Here is a 19112-nt window from a genome sequence, read left to right on the forward strand (position 1 = left end):
GTTTTTTTTATTACATAAACTTTACCTTTTCTTTCTCTTTTTATTTGTAAATAAATACTGACCTTTGTTTTTTTTTAATAATTAACTCATTTACATTTATGAAAAAGATTTATAAAATACTTTTAGGTATCGCGCTAGTTTTTTTTATTCTTTTAATTAGCATACCGCTTTTATTTCAAGATAAAATAATTGATTTAGTAAAAACCACGGTTAATAATAATGTAAATGCTCAGGTAGATTTTAGCGATGCTAACCTAAGTTTTATTCGAAACTTCCCAAGTGCATCAGTACAATTATCAGATGTTACCGTTATAAACAAAGCTCCTTTTAAAGGTGACACTTTAGTTTTTGCAAAAGATATTTTATTAAAATTAAAACTTACCGACTTACTTAAAAGTTCGTCTGGTCAATTAAGCATCCAATCTTTTACAATTAATGATGCTTTAGTAAACGTACTTGTTGATGAAAAAGGAAATGCTAATTACGACATTGCTATTCCTTCTGAAAAAACTACAAAAACAGTTGATGAAACCCCTTCAAACTTTGGATTATCAATCAATTCGTATGCAATTACCAACACGGCAATAAAATATAACGACAAACAAGGTAAAATAGCTGTTGAATTTGCTAATTTTAACCATAGTGGAAGTGGTGATTTTTCACAATCAAACACTGAGTTAGACACTCATACAACAACTGATATTTCTTTTGCTATGGATGGAAATTCATACGCTAAAAACCAAAAAATACAACTCGATGCTGTTTTAGGGATGGATTTAGTTAACAATAAATTTTCTTTCCTAAAAAACGAATTAAAACTAAATGACCTGCCTTTAATTTTTGATGGATATGTGCAATTAAACAATACCAATCAAGAAATTGACATCAACTTTAAAACACCTTCATCAGACTTTAAAAACTTTTTAGGTTTAATTCCGCAAGCTTACACAAAAGGTATTGCCAACGTTACCACAAAAGGAAATTTTAGTGTAAAAGGAAAAGTTAACGGAATTTTAGATGCAACGCACATACCTAAATTAGATATTGTTGTGCAGTCTGAAAACGCTTCATTCAAATATCCTGATTTACCTAAAACTGTTCGAAACATTAACATAAATGCACAGGTAAAAAACACCACCGGTAAACTTAAAAATACTTTTGCGAGTATTAACAATCTTTCATTTAAAATTGACGAAGATACTTTTTCTGGTAAAGCAACGGCGCACAATATAACAACCAACCCTAAACTAGATGCAACCATAAAAGGAACTTTAAATCTTGCAAAAATTAACCAAGCCTACCCTGTTAATTTAGAGCAAAAATTAAGTGGTATTTTAAAGGCGAATTTACGCACGCAATTTGATATGAATGCTATTAAAAACAGTGCTGTAAATCGTATAAAAAATAATGGAACAATACAAATTAACGATTTTGTGTTTTCTTCAAATGATCTTATAAACGCTTTTCATATTAAAGAAGCTGCGGTTGATTTTAAGCCCAGTGTAATTACCTTAACCAAGTTTAACGCAACTACGGGTAAAAGTGATTTAAAAGCCAATGGTACCCTTAAAAATTTACTAGGTTTTTTACTTTCTGATAAAAAATTACAAGGAAAACTAAACGTAAATTCAACCAATTTACACATTGGCGATTTTATGCAAGAAACTTCAGATACTACCGAAAAGAAAGAAGAAGAAACTACTCCTAAAGATGATACTAATGGAACTTCAATCAAAATCCCTGCATTTTTAGACTGTACACTTTTAGCCAATGCAAAAACAGTGCATTACGATAATTTAGCCTTAAAAAATGTAAAAGGAACCTTATTTATAAAAAACCAAAAAGCAATTTTACAAAACGTTACCGTAGGTATTTTTAACGGTCAAGTTGCTTTAAATGGAGAAGTAAATACGCAAAACGAAAAACCTACTTTCGACATGAAATTAGGTATAAAATCGTTTGATATTGCTGAATCTTTTTCTAGCTTAGAATTACTACAATCATTAGGACCTGTTGTAGGTGCCATGAATGGTAAATTAAATTCTGATATTAATTTATCAGGAGCTTTAAATACTGATTTTACACCAAACTTAACTTCACTTACGGGTAAAGCTTTTGCAGAATTATTAACCACAAAAATAAATCCAAAGAAAACAAAAGCGTTAAGTTTATTAACAGATAAACTATCGTTTATTAATTTAAATGACCTTGATTTATCTGACGTTAAAACTCATTTATCGTTTAACAAAGGAAAAGTGGTTGTAAAACCGTTTAAATTAAAATATAAAGATATCGGTATTAATGTTGGTGGTAGTCATGGTTTTGACCAAAACATGAACTACAATTTAACCTTAGATGTACCTGCCAAATATTTAGGTAAAGATGTACAGGGTTTACTATCAAAATTAAGTACCGATGAGCAAAATGTTACCGTACCAGTAACTGCTAATATTACTGGTAACATGTCAAATCCGTCTGTAAAAACAGATTTATCTTCTTCTGTAACAAAATTAAGTCAAACCTTAATTAAACAACAAAAAGATAAATTAGTTTCTAACACTTTAAGTAAATTTTTACCTAGTAAAAAGAAGGATACTAGCAAAACAACAAATAAAAAAGAAGACAACGTAAAAAAAGTTACCAATGCTTTAAAAGGCTTATTTGGTAAAAAGAAAAAAGGTAATTAAAATTTACAGGCAACCTTTTTATTATTTGTCTTGTCTATATTTAAGGAGACTTTGTAAGTTATTTAACATTTTTTAAATACACTTTACATAAGTCTTCTTTTATGTTTGCAATAAAAAACTAATTATGAAGAGAATAACTACCCTTTTACTTTTAATAAGCACTTCTTTTTTGGTTGCTCAAATTAAAGGAAAAGTAACAAATACTAAAAAGCAACCATTATCTTTTGTTAGTATTTATTTAGAAAACTCCATTACAGGAACTACCACAAACAATAGTGGAAATTATGAATTACCCATAACGAAAAAAGGAAAACATACCATTGTTTATCAAATATTAGGATACAAAACAATTAAAAAACCTGTTACCATTTCTTCTTTTCCTTTTGTTGTAAATGTGGAGCTTTCTGAGGAAGAAGTTACCTTAGATGAAGTTTTAATTTCTTCGGATGAAAATCCCGCGAATAAAATTATTAGAAACGTGATTGCCAACAAAAGCAAAAACACTGATAAATTTGCTCAATACAAAGCCGATTTTTATTCTCGCGGATTATTTAAAGTAAAAAATCTTCCGAAAAAATTTTTAGGCCAAAAAATTGGCGATATGGGTGGCGGATTAGACTCTACAAGAAGTGGAATCGTATACCTTTCTGAAACAATTTCTAAAATTTCATTCCAAAAAAAACCTCGTAATTTTAAAGAACACATTATAGCCTCAAAAGTTTCTGGTAGCGATAACGGAATTAGCTTTAACCAAGCAAAAGAAGTTAATTTTAATTTATATGAAAACTCTTTTGATTTAGCAGATGCTCAAATGGTTTCACCCATTGCAAATGGTGCTTTTGGCTATTATAATTACAAATTGGAAGGAACATTTTACGATAAAAACAGTAAATTAATTAGTAAAATAAAAATACTTCCTAAAAGAAAAAATGATCGTGTTTTTAGCGGTTTCCTTTACATTGTTGAAGATGACTGGGCAATTTACGGTGCTGATATTGTTGCTACCGGAGGGCAGGTAGGTATACCTATGATCGACTCTCTTCGTATTAAACAAAACTACAATTACTCACTTAAAAACAAAGCTTGGGTACCTGTTACACAAACCATCGACTTTAAGGCCGGTATGTTTGGGTTTAATTTTAATGGTCGTTTTTCAGCAGCCTATTCAAACTATAACTTTACCCCTAATTACACTAAAAAATACTTTGGAAGTGAAATTTTATCTTTCGCTAAAAATGCTACTGAAAAAGATAGTTTGTATTGGACTAAAATTCGTCCTGTTACCTTAACTACTGAAGAAGTGGCCGATTACAAATTAAAAGACAGTATTAAAATCATCAGAAAATCTAAAAAATATTTAGACTCTGTTGATGTAAAACAAAATAAATTTAACCTTTTAAATATTCTTACAGGGTACTCATACAATGATACCTATAACAAATGGGGACTTAACTTTTCATCACCTATAACAGATATAAATTTTAACACTGTACAAGGTTGGAACTCTTCTATAGGAATAAACTACTACAAATCTGTAAACAAAAAAGGAAAACGTTTTAATATTGGTACAAATTTTAACTATGGCTTTTCTGATAAAAAATTGAGACCTACTGGTTATTTTTCATACAAATGGAACAATACAACCAAACCTGTTTTAACAATTAGTGGAGGTATTACAACTTCACAATTCAATGCAAAACAACCTATTTCAAAATTCTGGAATACTATTAGTTCAGTACTTTTTGAAAGAAACTATTTAAAAATTTACGAAAAAACTTTTGCTAAAGTATCTTTTTCAAGAGAAGTAATTAATGGTATTCACATGTCTTCTTCATTAGAATATGCAGATAGAAAACCATTATTTAACACCACTAATTATGTAATGTTTCCTAAAAGTGATGTTGATTACACCTCTAACAATCCGCAAAATACTTCCGATTTTACAACTGGTTTTACACCTCATAAAATGTGGACTTTTTCTGTTGGTAGTACCATTAATTTTGATCAAAAATATGTATCTTATCCTAACGGAAAGTATACTGTAAGTAGCAATAAATACCCTTCGTTATTTGTGGGATATAAAAAGAATTTTAGTACTGATAATACCAAATGGAACTCAGATGTAGTGTATGCTCAATTAACTCAAAAAACATCCTTAAGTAATTGGGGAGAGTTTAAATACAAAGCAAAAGGAGGTATGTTTTTAGAGAAAAAAGATATCCCATTTATAGACTACGCTCATTTTAACGGAAATCGCTTGTTAATTGCACCTAACAATAATTATTTAAACAACTTTTACATGTTACCTTATTATCAGTTAAGCACCAATGACAAATACGGAGAATTACATGGAGAATATAATTTTAAAGGCGCCTTATTAAGTAAAGTTCCGTTGTTAAATAAATTAAACTTTCATTTAGTAACAGGTGCAAAAGGTTTGTTTACAGCAGGCAACAAACCGTATACCGAATTTGCTGTTGGATTAGATAATATTGGTTTTGGAAAATGGCGTTTTTTACGCGTAGATTTTGCAAGATCTAACTTTAACGGAAAACAAGAAAACAGAGTGTTATTCGGAATTAAATTGTAATTTTACTTCTGAATTTTAATCAAAATTTACGCGTTTGAAGATAAATGTATTACTTTTTGGTATTGCAACAGATTTAATAGGAAGTGCTTCTTTAAAGATTGCGCTTCCTATTAACTGTAATATTACTTCTTTTAAAGAACTGATTACAAAACAATATCCTGAATTACAAAAAATGAGTTCGTATGCTATTGCTATCAACGAAAGTTATGCAACTGATGAAACTATTATTACAGAAAATGATGTAGTTGCTATTATTCCGCCTGTTAGTGGAGGGTAACGCTTCGTCATTCCTCCTCGTAATGAGCTGTTTTTATAATTTATAACCAATACTAAACAATACAACTCTTGGCATTATATAGGTTTTAGAATCGGTTATTAAATAATCAGAAAAACTGTTGTTTTGTTTAAAAGTAGTATCGAATAAATTTTGAGTTGTTAATTTAAACATCCAAGGACTATCTTCTTTTTGATATGACAGTACTGCGTTGGCAACATCGTACGAATTATTAATGTTTTCTGCTTTATTTTGATAATTATAATGTGTACAATCAAAATTAAAAACAAATCCGTCTAAAAAGTCATAATCGATATTTACATACGGTTCGTTGGTTACAAATTTAGACGTTGAATTACTTGAAGTATATTTACCAATACTTTTTCTAAAACCAGTTTCTATAGTAGGTAATTTATCAAACAAAGTTTCTATACCAACATCAAAGGTATAATCAGTATTTTTATTAGTTACAAAATTATTATTGATATTTTGTATGTAATTAGATTTCATATAATCACCTAAAAGCCTGTAATTAATACTCTTTATTTTTTTTTCAAGAAATACACTTGCATTGTAACTTTCGCTGGGGTTTTCTATCATTTTAATTGTTAAAAACCTATCTATACTATTTGCATTTTCATAAAACTCAATAGTATTATTATACCCTTTTTTCTTTTTTGTATAGTTTAAGTTAGCATTTAAAAATAATCCTTTATAAAAACTAAAATGCCCATAATTAATACTTGCAGAATGATATAATTCATTTTCTAACTTCTCATTCCCTCTAAAAACCGAATTATACGTATTTAAATACAATCTATTAGAAAACTTTGAAGCATCAGTAAAATCTGTCTTTAAGTTATATTTTATAACTAAACTTTTTGAGTTGTTGATCTTAATTTTCATTAAAAAATCAGGTAATGCAACCCATTTTTTCTTGTTAAAATTAGTGTTCTGATTTATTTCCCAATCATATTTATGCAAATAAACTCCTTGCTTAAAAGTGAAAATTCCTGTTTTAAATTTATAATGCATTCCTAAAAACAAATCAGTAAAATTAAATTGAGTATCATTACCAAAACCATCTTCCATAAAATCACGCTCTGTTCTGTTATCTAGTAATTGAGAATCGCTTGTAAAAAACTTATTTTTTTGATATATATTTCCTAACGTTACGTAAATATGATTTTTACGGTTTAACACCCAAAAATCTTTAAAAACAGTTGTAAAATTATAATTTTTTGCATTTTTACTTTGCTTAAGTACTATTGTGTTTTGACCATTATCAATAGGTATTAAACCATTAAAAATAGGGTTTGTTGTCTTCCACAAAGAATGTAAATTATTGTTGTTAAATGTAAAATTAGCAATGGCAGAATATGTATGTTTACCTTTTCCTTTTTTATGCCACTCTATATTCTGATTTATACTAGATGTAATACCATTTTTATCAGTATAAATATCATTTTCATTAGTATTAACAATTGATGATAGCGCATTTTTGTTATTATTTTTCGAACGTTTTACTTGAGTTTTAAAATACCATTGTTCATTAATGTTTGGCCCATAACTAAAGTTAACCTTACCAATACCCAAAGTATTTTTAGTTATAGTATTATTTTCTTGTTGCTCTAAAAACCCTGCATATGTATTTTTATTGGTTACAAAACTGTTCGTTTTTGTGTGTGAAAAAATGGCATAACCAGAAACGTCTAATTTGGCTGACAAAGCTCGGGTAAGATTTAATGCAGCAAATTGCTCGTTACTTTTTGTGATGTCAGATTTTTCTAAAAACTGCGATAAATTAGAATCTTTCGAATTAAAATCATTCTTGAATACACTATTTACATCACCTTTAAAACTTAAATAATCTTTAAACGTAAATATTTTTTCAGCAATAGTGTTAGAACTGCTGATGAAGTTCATCGTTGTATTTGGCGAATAATAAAATAAATTTGCATTGGCTTTATAGTACTTTTCATTTCCTTTACCTGCTGCTACATCACCAAAAATAAATCGTTTTTTATCTTCTTTTAACTTAATATTCATTGCTAATTTATTAGAATCGTTTAACCCTTTTAAAAATGCAACTTGATTATAATTTTTTATTGCCTCTACTTTGTCAACAGCATCAGCAGGTATATTTTCAACAGCTAACTTTGTACTTCCTCCAAAGAAAGGCTTCCCATCAACCAACATTTTGGTTACTTTTTTTCCTTGTACCGTAACGTTTCCGTTTTTATCTACCTGAACGCCTGGTAATTTTTTTAGTACATTTTTAAGCTTACGTTCGCTACCGTTTACAAATTTATTAGTGTTATAAATGGTCGTATCTCCTTTAACGGTAACAGGCAATTCAATAACCACCTCATCCAATTTATTTTTTGCTTCTAATAAAATAATATTTTTTTGATTGTTTTTTAGGGAAGGCTTAATTACAAAATCAACAGTTTTGTAACCAATATGGCTTACACTTACTGTATAAGTGTTTTTACTTTTAAGATTTAAACGATACCTACCTTGCTCGTCTGTTATAGCAAAACTCATGTTTTTTGTAACATCTTTCGGTTTTGCAATTATATTAGTATAAGCTAAAGGAGTTTGTAAACTATCTCTTACAACACCTTTTAATTCTATATTCTGAGCAGTAAGTGTTATTGAATATACTATTAGAATGGTTAAAAAAACATTTTTAATCATATATAACGTACACTTATTTTTTATAATTATAAAAATCAGGAAAAGATTTTCTTAATAATTTATCATACTCTTTTTTGGTTATTTTTTTTCCTTTAGGCTCTCTTACTTCAATGTTATTTTTTGGATTTAATGTTATTTTTTTAACCTTAAATGTAACTGCCGTTAATTCTAACTCTAGTATTAAACCAGGTAAACCATAATAATCTAAAGGGCCATAGCCTAACGGTATTTCATTAGTGTACCAAGCGACAGGATTAAAGTTTATAAATTCAGAATTTGTTCTAATAGCTTTATAACACAAATATCCTCCAATTTTTTTTGTTTCTTGTGTTAGTTGCCATATTGGTTTTTCGTTTTCTATTACATAACATTCATCTAAAGTTTCACAATCATTCTCTTTATTTTTTTGAGAAACTAATGAAGTAAAATATAATGTATCCCCTCCACTACTACCCTCTAATATAGAAGCTCCTGAACCATAAATTCTTTCATTATCTAGTTCTTCAATAGCCTTATAATTAGCTACACGATTAGAAAAACTTAAAATACCTTCAACCTCTGCTGAATTTTCAACCATTCTTTTAATGCTCCTTATAAGACCTTTATTAAGATACTTCTTATTCATTTTTTTTGCTTTCTCATTTATTTCATCAATAGTTAAATTTAATTTAACTCCATAAATAATTTCACCTGTTGCTTGAGAAAACAAATTGGTTGTTGCTATAAAAAATAGTAATAGTATATGTTTCATGTTTATTTATTTAAAACACTCTCCGAGCAATAAAAACTGCTCGAAGAATATTGTAGATTAATTATAACCCATACATTTTTTATATTCGTCCATAAACTTTGAAACTATAGGTTTTCTCTTAAGAATTTCCGCACTAGTAAACTCTATAGATAAAGCATTTGCTTTGCATTGAAGATGCTTTGTTATTCCACCTGTAATATTTCTTTGTGCTGTTTTGTTTAATGGTTTTCCTAACTCTAATATTGATTTTTTCATTATTAAATAATTTAAATGATTAATTATAACTTTGAATGTTTATAACTTTTCAAAGTCTTGAACTATTCTTCGCGAAAGAATAATTCAAACATACTCATAAAAAAAACCAATAAATTAAAAAAAAACCGTAAAAAAAGTAAGGTAAAACCGTAAATATACTTTTATCTTTATGAATAAAACAATATAAAGTTAAGCAATATCTTTATTGATAGAGAAAAATTTCGCTTTATACAATAACATTATTCTTAACTCTTCCTCGTAATGACCTGTGTTTTATAATTTATAACCAATACTAAACAATACAACTCTTGGCATTATATATGTTTTAGAATCGGTTATTAAATAATCAGAAAAGCTATTGTTTTGTTTAAAAGTAGTATCAAATAAATTCTGAGTCGTTAATTTAAACATCCAAGGACTATCTTCTTTTTGATATGACAACACTGCATTTGCAACGTTGTATTTATTATCAATATTTTCTGCTTTATTTAGATAATTATAATGCGTATAATCTAAATTAAAAACAAATCCATCTAAAAAGTCATAGTCTATATTTACATACGGTTCGCTGGTTGTAAATTTAGATGTTGAATTGCTAGAAGTGTATTTACCAATATTTCTTCTAAAACCGGTTTCTATAGTTGGGAATTTATCAAACAATGTTTCTATACCAACATCAAAACCGTAATCGTTACTTTTATTGGTTACAAAACTATTATTGATGCTTTGTTTAAAATTAGAAGCCTTATAATTACCCTCTAAATTATATCTAATTTTTTTAATTTTCTTTCGTAATGAACCTCTAACGCTCCAACTTTCATTCGGATTATCTAACATATCAATGGTTAAAAAACGATTTACACCATCAAAATTCACCGCACTTCTAAATCCTTTTACTCTTTTGGTGTAATTTGCGTTTGCAAACAACATTAAACCGCGATACAAACTAAAACGACTATAACGAATACGTGCCGAATGATACAATTCATTTTCTAAATTAGGATTTCCTTTAAATACCGAATTATAGGATTGTAAATAAAATCGACTTGCCAATTTAGAAGCGTTTGAAAAATTAGTTTTTAAATTATAATTCAGTTGAATTTTTTTTGACTTATTAAACTCAATCTTTAGTAGAAAATCTGGCAATACCACCCATTTATTTTTTTTGATTGATGTTGATTGATTTACACGCCAATTATAATTATGCGTATACGCACCTTGCTTAAAAGTAAATATTCCGGTTCTGAATTTATAATGAACACCTGCAAAAAAATCATTGTGTTTAAAAACCGTAGTATTGTTAAATCCGTTTGATGAAAAATCGTTTTCGGTACCATCATCCAACAGTTGAAAATCATTACTTATAAATTTTTCTTGCTGATGAGTGTTTCCTATCGTTGTATAAATATGATTGTCATTATTTAACACCCAAAAATCTTTAAAAACTGTGTACAAATGATGCTTTTCGTTTTGATTTAATTGATTAATTCTTAAAGAAGCTTGATTCGTATTTAAAGGCTGAATAATTGGTTTTATTCTAGCTAAAAATGATTGTGAAGCATTCCAAAAAGTAGTTGGATTATTTTTATCGAAGGTGTAATTTGCGGTAGCTGAAAACGTGTGTTTTTCAGACTGATCTTTATGCCATTCTATATTCTGATTTACATACCAAATATCATTTTCTTTATTTATATTGATGTTATCTAGTTGAGTATTTATAGACGTATTGGTTAAATTACCTCTTTCTATAGCCGATTTTTTAACCTGTGTTCGTACATACCATTGCTCTTTAATATTGGGAGTATACTCTATATTAAACTTACCAATAGCTAATATGTTTTTTGAAGTTGTTTTACTTTCTTTTTCTTCTAAAAAAGTAGTGTATTGATTGGTTGCCTCGTTAAAACTTTGGGTATTATTATGAGAAAAAATAGCATAACCAGAAATATCTAACTTACTGGCTACGGTTTTTGTAATGTTTAAAGCGCCAAAACGCTGTACGCTTTCTAGCACATCCTTGTTTTCTAAAAACTGAGAAAAATCGCCGCCTCGCCAATTAAAATCACCATTAAAAACAGCATTAATGCCGCCCTGAAAACTCATATAATCTTTAAACGTAAAAGTTTTTTCACCAATATTATTTAAGTTACCAATAAAATTAACATTGGTTTTAGGAGAGTAATAAAACAAGTTTGCATTGGTTTTATAAAAAGAATCATAGCTTATATTTGCACCAGCTTCAACATCACCAAAAAGAAAACGTTTTTTATCTTCTTTAAGCTGAATATTCATTGCCATTTCATCAGAATCTGATACATTTTTTAAAAAAGCAACTTCATTATAATTGTCTATTACCTCCACTTTATCAACCGCATCTGCAGGAATATTTTCTACTCCTAATTTAGTACCACCTCCAAAAAACTTTTTACCATCTACCAATAACTTGGTTACTTTTTTACCTTGTACAGTTACGCCTCCGTTTTTATCAACCTCAACACCTGGTAATTTTTTAAGTACATTTTTAAGCTTGCGCTCGCTACCGTTTACAAACTTATCAGTATTGTAAATAATGGTATCTTGTTTTACCGTTACAGGAAGCTCAATAACTACTTCATCTAATTGATTTTTAGCTTCTTTTAGCACAAAATTTTTTGTGCTATTTGTAGCTGGTATTATTTCAATCTCAACTTTTTCATAGCCCAAATAACTTATACTTATGGTGTATGCGTTGTTTTTAGTAAGCTCTAAACGGTAACGACCTTGCTCGTCTGTAATAGCAAAATTCATGTTTTTAGTAACATCTTTGGGTTTTGCTATAATATTAGTATACGATAACGGATTTTGCAAACTATCTTTTACAGTACCTTTAAAAACTACAGTCTGCGCGCTACAAAAATTAACAGTAATTAAAACTAGTAATGGAAATATAATTCTTTTTAGCATTTTTATTTTCTTTATTTTCTTCCTAAATCTTTAAAGAAATTTCTATTCATTTCTTCATATTCTTCGTTTGTCATTCGTTTTCCTTTAGTTGGTTTTTTTATAACAATTTTCTCTTTAGGATTTAAAACATCTTACCTTGTAACCTGTTTTGTGCTAATAGTAGTGTTTTAAATAAAATATATAAAAGGTAATTTGTAATCCTTTTTTATAATCTATAATGCTACCTATTTTCAAAAGCTTTTTTGCCAATATTATCAAATTCTTTTTTAGTAACTAATTTCCCATTATTAGGCTTATTTATTTTTATTGTTTCTTTTTTCAATGTAATTTTTGATGCTGTATATGTTCTATCTTTAATAGAAAGTTCTAAAATTAAACCAGGCAAACTATTAAATTCAAACGGCCCATAGTTAAACGAAATATCAGGAGTGTACCAAGCCGTATAGGTAGAATAAGGATCAACTACACCTTTAGGTCCATTATTTTTTCTCTTCACCGTGGCTTTATAACAAATATATTTTCCAATCTTTTTCTTTTCATTAACTAACCTCCACTTTAAATCAGAAGTTGCTGATACAATTAAAAAATCTTCTCCAAAAAAAGGTTTTTCCTCTGTCATTTGCCTTTTCTTTAAATCTACAAAATACCTATTATCTCCTTTATTTAAAATAAGAGCTAGTTTATTAAAACTCTCTTCACTATCCATAGCTAAGTTTGAGTTTAAATAAAAAATAGAATTCTTTTTATTGAATTTAAGCGTATATTTTAGTTTCTCAGAAAAAAGGTTGGTTTTCTTTTGAAAACTATGATACATGTTTTTAGATTCTAAGGAATTGTTTAAGTTTTGCTCAGGACTTATTTTAACACTATAAACTACTTCTCCTGATTTAAATAATTCTTGTGAAAATAAGTTAGCAGTTATGAGTAAATAAAATATTGTTGTAATTGCGTTTTTCATTTTATGGTATTTAAAAATTATAAAAATGTAGTCATTTAAAATGACTACATTTTTGCATTATTTTATTCTTTCAATAATTACTGCATCTGGCACTACCGTTTCTGCTACCGTTACCGTTCTATCAAAACAATGTCCGTAGGCTGCAAACCATACTATCCAATAGTCATATCCTCTATTTGAATAGTCACGTGCTACCCTTCCTGCAAAACCACCACATTTATCATACGCTTCTATTTCTTAATATAACTTTATATTAACCTCAACACTTGTATTCGCATTCACTAAACTGCTTGTAGCAAATACCATTACTATCATCAAAATTAGTTTTTACCTTTTCAAATCATTATTGCGTTTCTTGCTTCTTTTTGCAATATTTTAATCTCTTTTTTTTCTTTCTTTCTCTAAATCTTTAATTATTCCATGTGCTTCTTTTTCTGTTTTTATTTTAGCTTTCTTGGAAGGTCTTTTAATTTTTAACTCTTTTGTAGGATTGAAGTTTATTTTTATCGCACTAATATTAAATTTATCTCTATTAATTTCTAAAATTAAACCTGGTAAACCTTTATAATACTTTGGTCCAAAATTTAAAGGAATACTTGGGGTAAACCAAGCTATTATTCTCTTGGTATAATAAAAACCTCTTCTGCTATAAAGTCTTTCTAATGCAATGGCTTGATAACATTTATATTTACCTATATTTTTTGTTTTATTAGTTATTTTCCAATCTAAAGGTTTATGAGCAATATATCCTAAATATTCACTCATTTGAATAATGGATTTTGTTTTGTTATTTGTATAATATGGTGTTGTACCTGCTGAACTACCAATATTATAACCTCCTTCTTCTTCTAGTTTTGGTATGTGTTTATAATATGACTCTTCATTTTTAAAACTCAAAATGAACTCATCTGGTTTTGAGTTTCTATACATTCGTACAACCTCTTGTTTTATACTCATAGGAGTATCTTTTTCTTTATTCAACTCCACCAAAAAGCTGTCAATATACTTTTTATTAAGTTCTGCCTTATATACAATACTTCCTTTTTTACTTTGAGCTATAATCTGTATAGAAACAGCTATAAAAAGTATTAATACCACTCTTGTCTTTAACATTATTTTTATTTTAAAAAAATGTCTTTGATAGTTTTAACATACAAAATACTGCTATAAAAAAACCTATCAAAGACATTATATATTACATTATTAAATACTTTTAACAACCATTTTTATCCATGCAAGAAGCAAAATTACCATAACTATCAGGGTGTGCTTTATCACAAACTGTATAAACAGTAGAACAAGGTACATTCATTTTTAATATTTCTTTTTGGTTAATTTCTTTCTCTCTTTCATTGGGTGTTGACATTGCTGTTAATGCAACAGAAAACACTCCTAAAACTAACATTGATTTTAAAGCTTTCATAAACTTACTAAATTTTTAATTTGATTAATTTATTTATACTCTTCTTTTTTAAGAAGACAACCTTCCTTATTAGATACATAAGGTAACACATCGAAAATTTAAAAAGAAAAATGCGCGCAATTTATAAACATCCTTCTTTTTGATAGCTATCTTATAATAAAAAAGTGATCAACTATTTTACTACTGTTGTAAAACTAAAAATTAAATATTTAAAAAATGTTAACGTTTTTAGGGGTAACCCTATTTCATATTAGGGATATCCCTAATTTTTTGTTAAAAAAATGTTAAAAAAATGTTAAAAAAAACAACCTTAACCACTCATTATTAACGATTTATATTTACCGAAGGATAAATTCAAAAAAAAATGCTCTTTTTAAAGAAAATGAAAAAATTAAACATATTTAGTTTTTTTGTTTTTTTTAAACTTAAAGCACCTTTAAAAAACAAAAAACTGCAATTAAAAATTGCAGCTTTTTGTAAGTATAAAATATAATATTGTTTATTTTAAGTACTTGCCAACAAAAAAAGTTCCGAAAGGTAAAATTGATAATAAGCATACAATTCCGAATGTTTTACCATTCCAATTAAGCTCGTACTTTAACATAATAGCCATAATTATGTATACTACAAATAGTAATCCGTGTGGCATTCCTAATAATTTTACATATTCAGGGTTTCCTTGTAAGTATTTAATAGGCGTTGCTATAAAAAGTAATAATATATAAGAAACTCCTTCTAATAAACTTACTATTTTAAATATATTAATCATTTTGTGTGTTTAAAAATTAGTGACTAAAGATACTGAAATATTACGTCCTGCAGCAGAAACTCCACTGGCAAATTCTTTATAATGTTCGTCAAACAAATTGGTAAATTGTGTTTGTACTGATATGTTATCGTTTACAGTATATTTTGCATACAAACCTACGGTCATCCAACTTGGAGTACCATAATATGTATCAATATCTTTTGTTGCGGTTTCATTTATGATAGGTGTTTGGGTATGGTTATCAATACCTTCGTCTAAATTATAATCGGTAATATCTTTTTTAGCATTAAATACTAAATTTGCACCACCTTCAAACTTATTTTTTGAATAATTTAATTCGAAACGGCCAAATAATGGCGGAATTGAAGACATTGGTAAATTAGTGTCGTAGGCTTTTCCTTTGGTATAAGTTAAAAAGCCTGAAGTACTCCAATTAGCAAATAATTTCCCTTGATAACTTACCGTTGCTCCCGTAATATAAGCAGTTCCTTTATTTACATTAGCAACAATATCACCAAGTTCGTTATCATATAAAACGGTGTTACTTCCGTTCAATTGATAACCTTCACGATAAATATAATTATTTAACAAGGTATAATATACGTTAGCACCAACTCTAAATTTTCGGTTATTAAAATATTTTTGAACACCAATCTCTGCATTATAAGCATGTTCTGGGTTTAAATTGATATTTGGCACCGTTACTTCACCATTTTTTTCTCTTACTTTACCAACATCGTCAATATTTGGCGAGCGGAATCCTGATGACAACACTGCATTTAATTGCCATGTTTTAACAGGTTTATACACATAACCAATAGTGGCTGTAAGTGCGGTATTGTTTAAATCGATATCGTTACTTGGTAGGGTTATAAAAGTATCGTCTACCCAAGTAGCATCTAATTGTGTGTTTGTTAAACGAATACCTGTATTTAAAGTTGATTTTGAGGTAATATCTTGTCGATAATCTAAATACATTGCCGAGCTAAAGTAACTACTTCCTCCGTCAGGATAACGAGATTGCACTTTAAAATCAGCATCAAAACCAACAATATTATTATCTATTACTCGCAACGTCTTTCCGTAAGAATTAGATTGCACATTATTATAAGCAACTTCAAAACCATAACCTAAATCGCGTTTTTTTGCTAAAGGAACTGTAAAATCGGCCGTTAAACTATACACATTTACTGTTTCCTCTCTATAAGACCTTTCTAAACTACCAAATTTTCTTTGAATTCGACTTTCTTCTATGTTTTGATATGCCGCAGTAATAGTACCTTTATTTAACCATTTTTTATTGGGATTGATTGCTAATTGTGACGAAACTAATAATCTGTTTTGTGGACCATATTGCCATTCAGCAAATTTTAACGAACCACTTTTAAGTTCACTCAGCTTATCAAATCTTGGTATATCTGATGATGTTGAATATTGAATATTTACTTTTAAATCGGTTTTTAAGGATAAGGGAATAAAAAATTTCTGTAAAAAATCAGTTTGGCTAAACCCTGTATTTTTCTGTAAATTTACATCGTTATTCGCAACTGGATTTTCGGCATAATTTCCATTTAAATTATCAGAGTAAAAAAAAGTTTTTCCCCAATCATCAAATCCGTGAGAACGGTTTTTACCAATTTTTAAATCTCCAAAATTACTATGTGACAAACTAGTAAGTGCTGCCCACTTTTTAAACTGTAACTCAGCCGACACCGAATTTGTTACCTCATTATTAACCGAACTGTATCGTAAAAAACTACCTCCTTTAATTTGATTTTTTTCTGATAATTTTGGTGTTTTTGTATAATAATGAATTACACCACCTAACGCATCTGATCCATAAATAACCGATGAGGGTCCAAAAACCACCTCGGTTCTATCTAATAAATTCGGATTTACGGTTATTGAACTTTGCAAATGTCCTTTTCTGTAAATTGCATTATTCATACGCACACCATCAACCACCAATAAAACACGATTACTCTCCATACCTCTAAGCACCGGACTACCACCACCAAATTGCGACTTTTGTACTTTTATTCCTGGAATTGCAGCCAACAAATCTGCCGATGTTTGTGGCGATACTTTTTGAATTTCTTTTAACGAAATAACTGCAATTTGTTCGGCAATGCGATTTGTTTTTTCTTTGTTTTTAAAAACTGAAACCACAACTTCATCTAATTGTTCAGAATGTTTAGATAGGTATACCTGGTAATTATTTTCTTTTAATGCTGATTTTTTTTCTTGTAACTCAGCATAACCTACATGCGAAAAGATAATAATCTCATTTTTTTTAAAATCTGAAATATTTACAACTCCATCAACACCACTAACCGCAGCGGTTGTTTTATTTTTATTAAATACGGCAACACCGTCAATACTTTTACCTGTTTCGGCATCAGTAATAATAAGGCTTTGTGAAAAAACAATAGTAAATGTTAGTAAAAAAAATAATGTGATAATTTGCTTCATATATTAATTAAATACGGTTTCTAAAACGTCTAATGATTTTGGCTTTTTAAAACTCTCCAAATGTAATTCAAAATATCTAATTATGGTTCTGAGTATTATTTGCCTTTCATTTTTATTGTACGAAATTGTGTGTATCTCATCAAAATTTATGCCTAACAGCTTTTTAAAAAGTATTAATTCGTGTCCCGTTATAATTAATTTCTCATAAGTGGCATCTGTAAAATTTCCTTCTAATAAATTAAAGGCTGGTTTATCAGATTGAGACACATCAGGATAAAACCCTAAAAAACGAGATAAATTCAATAAAAAAAGTAAATGAAAATTTGCAATACTGTCATGTGTATCTAGCCATACTAAAGCTGTTTCAATATACTCGTATAATACCGAATTTTCTTCTTCTTCTTTAATAATATTTGAAAGCGTTTCAGATAAAAAAAGCACAATAGATTGTTTTATAACCGAAGTATAAATATGCTCATATGGATGAATAACTTGGGCTTCTTTTATTGAATTTAAAGTGTTTTTATTATTATGATTTGCTTCAATTTTCAACTGTGTTAATGGTTGAAAATAAGCTGCCTTAAGTTTTCCTTTTCTTGATTTTAACACTCCACGTATCATGTACGATCGAATTCCGTCCTTTAACGTAAAACACTTTACAATTAAACTAGTATCACCATATTTAAGCGCACTAATAACAATTGCTTTTGTGGTAACTAACGCCATTTAATTTTTTTTTATTTATAAAAACACGCGTCAAAGATAATTTAATAAACACAACAAAATTGGTACATTAGCGTAAAAATGAATCAACTTATATGGCAATAGAAATAGAACGTAAATTTTTAATTACTTCGGATGAATTTAAACAAAAAGCGCATCAAAAAAACTACATAAAACAAGGTTTTTTAAACGCTGATAAAAATCGTGTAGTCAGAGTTAGAATAATGAATTATTTAGGATTTTTAACTATAAAAGGGGCTTCTAACAAAACTGGAACTTCAAGATTTGAGTGGGAAAAAGAAATTGATTTACAAGAGGCTAAAGAGTTACTAAACTTATGTGAAAAGGGTATTATTGAAAAATATCGATATTTAGTTAAGATTGATAATCATACTTATGAAATTGATGAGTTTTTAGGTGAAAACGAAGGCTTATTAGTTGCTGAAATAGAACTAAATAATGAAAACGAACATTTTACAAAACCAAATTGGTTGGGTGAAGAAGTAACCGGTAATATTAAATATTATAACTCAAACTTAAGCAAACTTCCATTTTTAAAATGGTAAA

General features: G+C 28.3%; 14 protein-coding genes. 4 read left to right on the forward strand and 10 right to left on the reverse strand.

All coding sequences use genetic code 11. From position 1 onward, the window contains the following. The first annotated feature begins 98 nt into the window (after window positions 1-98). The 3 genes from Q4586_RS00830 to Q4586_RS00840 all read left to right on the forward strand — a co-directional run bounded on the left by Q4586_RS00830 (window position 99) and on the right by Q4586_RS00840 (window position 5554). Entirely contained in the window at window positions 99-2687 is a 2589-nt protein-coding gene (locus Q4586_RS00830) for an AsmA family protein (protein ID WP_303525470.1), read from the forward strand. 124 nt (window positions 2688-2811) lie between these two features. Next, the gene (locus tag Q4586_RS00835) at window positions 2812-5277 is read left to right on the forward strand and encodes a DUF5686 and carboxypeptidase regulatory-like domain-containing protein (RefSeq protein WP_303525472.1); all 2466 of its coding nucleotides are present in this window, start codon (window positions 2812-2814) and stop codon (window positions 5275-5277) included. A 34-nt stretch (window positions 5278-5311) separates the two neighbouring features. Continuing rightward, on the forward strand, window positions 5312-5554 hold the full coding sequence (locus Q4586_RS00840; protein WP_303525474.1) for a MoaD/ThiS family protein: 243 nt from the start codon (window positions 5312-5314) through the stop codon (window positions 5552-5554). Window positions 5555-5587: 33 nt separating this feature from the next. Here Q4586_RS00840 and Q4586_RS00845 read toward each other — a convergent pair whose 3' ends face one another. From Q4586_RS00845 to recO, 10 genes are all read right to left on the reverse strand, one after another. Next, the gene (locus Q4586_RS00845) at window positions 5588-8251 is read right to left on the reverse strand and encodes a carboxypeptidase-like regulatory domain-containing protein (RefSeq protein ID WP_303525477.1); all 2664 of its coding nucleotides are present in this window, start codon (window positions 8249-8251) and stop codon (window positions 5588-5590) included. 13 nt (window positions 8252-8264) lie between these two features. After that, window positions 8265-9002 (reverse strand): GLPGLI family protein, encoded by a 738-nt coding sequence (locus Q4586_RS00850; protein WP_303525480.1) that lies wholly within the window; start codon window positions 9000-9002, stop codon window positions 8265-8267. A gap of 57 nt (window positions 9003-9059) precedes the next feature. Next, window positions 9060-9257 (reverse strand): hypothetical protein, encoded by a 198-nt coding sequence (locus Q4586_RS00855; protein ID WP_303525483.1) that lies wholly within the window; start codon window positions 9255-9257, stop codon window positions 9060-9062. Between the two features lie 273 nt (window positions 9258-9530). Next, on the reverse strand, window positions 9531-12200 hold the full coding sequence (locus Q4586_RS00860; protein WP_303525486.1) for a carboxypeptidase-like regulatory domain-containing protein: 2670 nt from the start codon (window positions 12198-12200) through the stop codon (window positions 9531-9533). Window positions 12201-12420: 220 nt separating this feature from the next. Continuing rightward, window positions 12421-13158: a GLPGLI family protein gene (locus Q4586_RS00865; protein WP_303525489.1), complete on the reverse strand. Its 738-nt coding sequence runs from the start codon at window positions 13156-13158 to the stop codon at window positions 12421-12423. Window positions 13159-13533: 375 nt separating this feature from the next. Further along, a complete protein-coding gene (locus Q4586_RS00870; RefSeq protein WP_303525491.1) occupies window positions 13534-14271 on the reverse strand; it encodes a GLPGLI family protein in 738 nt (245 codons plus the stop codon). 100 nt (window positions 14272-14371) lie between these two features. Further along, complete coding sequence (locus tag Q4586_RS00875; protein ID WP_303525493.1) at window positions 14372-14581, reverse strand: hypothetical protein; 210 nt, start codon at window positions 14579-14581, stop codon at window positions 14372-14374. 499 nt (window positions 14582-15080) lie between these two features. Further along, on the reverse strand, window positions 15081-15350 hold the full coding sequence (locus tag Q4586_RS00880; RefSeq protein WP_068701728.1) for a DUF3817 domain-containing protein: 270 nt from the start codon (window positions 15348-15350) through the stop codon (window positions 15081-15083). Between the two features lie 9 nt (window positions 15351-15359). Beyond that, window positions 15360-17822: a TonB-dependent receptor gene (locus Q4586_RS00885; RefSeq protein ID WP_303525500.1), complete on the reverse strand. Its 2463-nt coding sequence runs from the start codon at window positions 17820-17822 to the stop codon at window positions 15360-15362. 3 nt (window positions 17823-17825) lie between these two features. Then, the gene (recO, locus tag Q4586_RS00890; protein WP_068701732.1) at window positions 17826-18548 is read right to left on the reverse strand and encodes a DNA repair protein RecO; all 723 of its coding nucleotides are present in this window, start codon (window positions 18546-18548) and stop codon (window positions 17826-17828) included. 92 nt (window positions 18549-18640) lie between these two features. Here recO and Q4586_RS00895 point away from each other — a divergent pair, with 92 nt between their 5' ends. After that, window positions 18641-19111, forward strand: coding sequence for a CYTH domain-containing protein (locus Q4586_RS00895; RefSeq protein WP_303525503.1), 471 nt, complete (start codon window positions 18641-18643; stop codon window positions 19109-19111). The last annotated feature ends 1 nt before the right edge of the window (window position 19112 follow it).

The sequence above is a fragment of the Tenacibaculum soleae genome (assembly GCF_030549005.1).
In the GTDB taxonomy this organism is placed as follows: Bacteria; Bacteroidota; Bacteroidia; order Flavobacteriales; family Flavobacteriaceae; genus Polaribacter; species Polaribacter soleae.

Excerpts from the sequence above, each read along its gene's own strand:
- Q4586_RS00830 (WP_303525470.1), top strand. The coding sequence starts at position 99 with ATGAAAAAGATTTATAAAATACTTTTAGGTATCGCGCTAGTTTTTTTT.
- Q4586_RS00835 (WP_303525472.1), top strand. The coding sequence starts at position 2,812 with ATGAAGAGAATAACTACCCTTTTACTTTTAATAAGCACTTCTTTTTTG.
- Q4586_RS00845 (WP_303525477.1), bottom strand. The coding sequence starts at position 8,251 with ATGATTAAAAATGTTTTTTTAACCATTCTAATAGTATATTCAATAACA.
- Q4586_RS00850 (WP_303525480.1), bottom strand. The coding sequence starts at position 9,002 with ATGAAACATATACTATTACTATTTTTTATAGCAACAACCAATTTGTTT.
- Q4586_RS00855 (WP_303525483.1), bottom strand. The coding sequence starts at position 9,257 with ATGAAAAAATCAATATTAGAGTTAGGAAAACCATTAAACAAAACAGCA.
- Q4586_RS00860 (WP_303525486.1), bottom strand. The coding sequence starts at position 12,200 with ATGCTAAAAAGAATTATATTTCCATTACTAGTTTTAATTACTGTTAAT.
- Q4586_RS00865 (WP_303525489.1), bottom strand. The coding sequence starts at position 13,158 with ATGAAAAACGCAATTACAACAATATTTTATTTACTCATAACTGCTAAC.
- Q4586_RS00870 (WP_303525491.1), bottom strand. The coding sequence starts at position 14,271 with ATGTTAAAGACAAGAGTGGTATTAATACTTTTTATAGCTGTTTCTATA.
- Q4586_RS00875 (WP_303525493.1), bottom strand. The coding sequence starts at position 14,581 with ATGAAAGCTTTAAAATCAATGTTAGTTTTAGGAGTGTTTTCTGTTGCA.
- Q4586_RS00880 (WP_068701728.1), bottom strand. The coding sequence starts at position 15,350 with ATGATTAATATATTTAAAATAGTAAGTTTATTAGAAGGAGTTTCTTAT.
- Q4586_RS00885 (WP_303525500.1), bottom strand. The coding sequence starts at position 17,822 with ATGAAGCAAATTATCACATTATTTTTTTTACTAACATTTACTATTGTT.
- recO (WP_068701732.1), bottom strand. The coding sequence starts at position 18,548 with ATGGCGTTAGTTACCACAAAAGCAATTGTTATTAGTGCGCTTAAATAT.
- Q4586_RS00895 (WP_303525503.1), top strand. The coding sequence starts at position 18,641 with ATGGCAATAGAAATAGAACGTAAATTTTTAATTACTTCGGATGAATTT.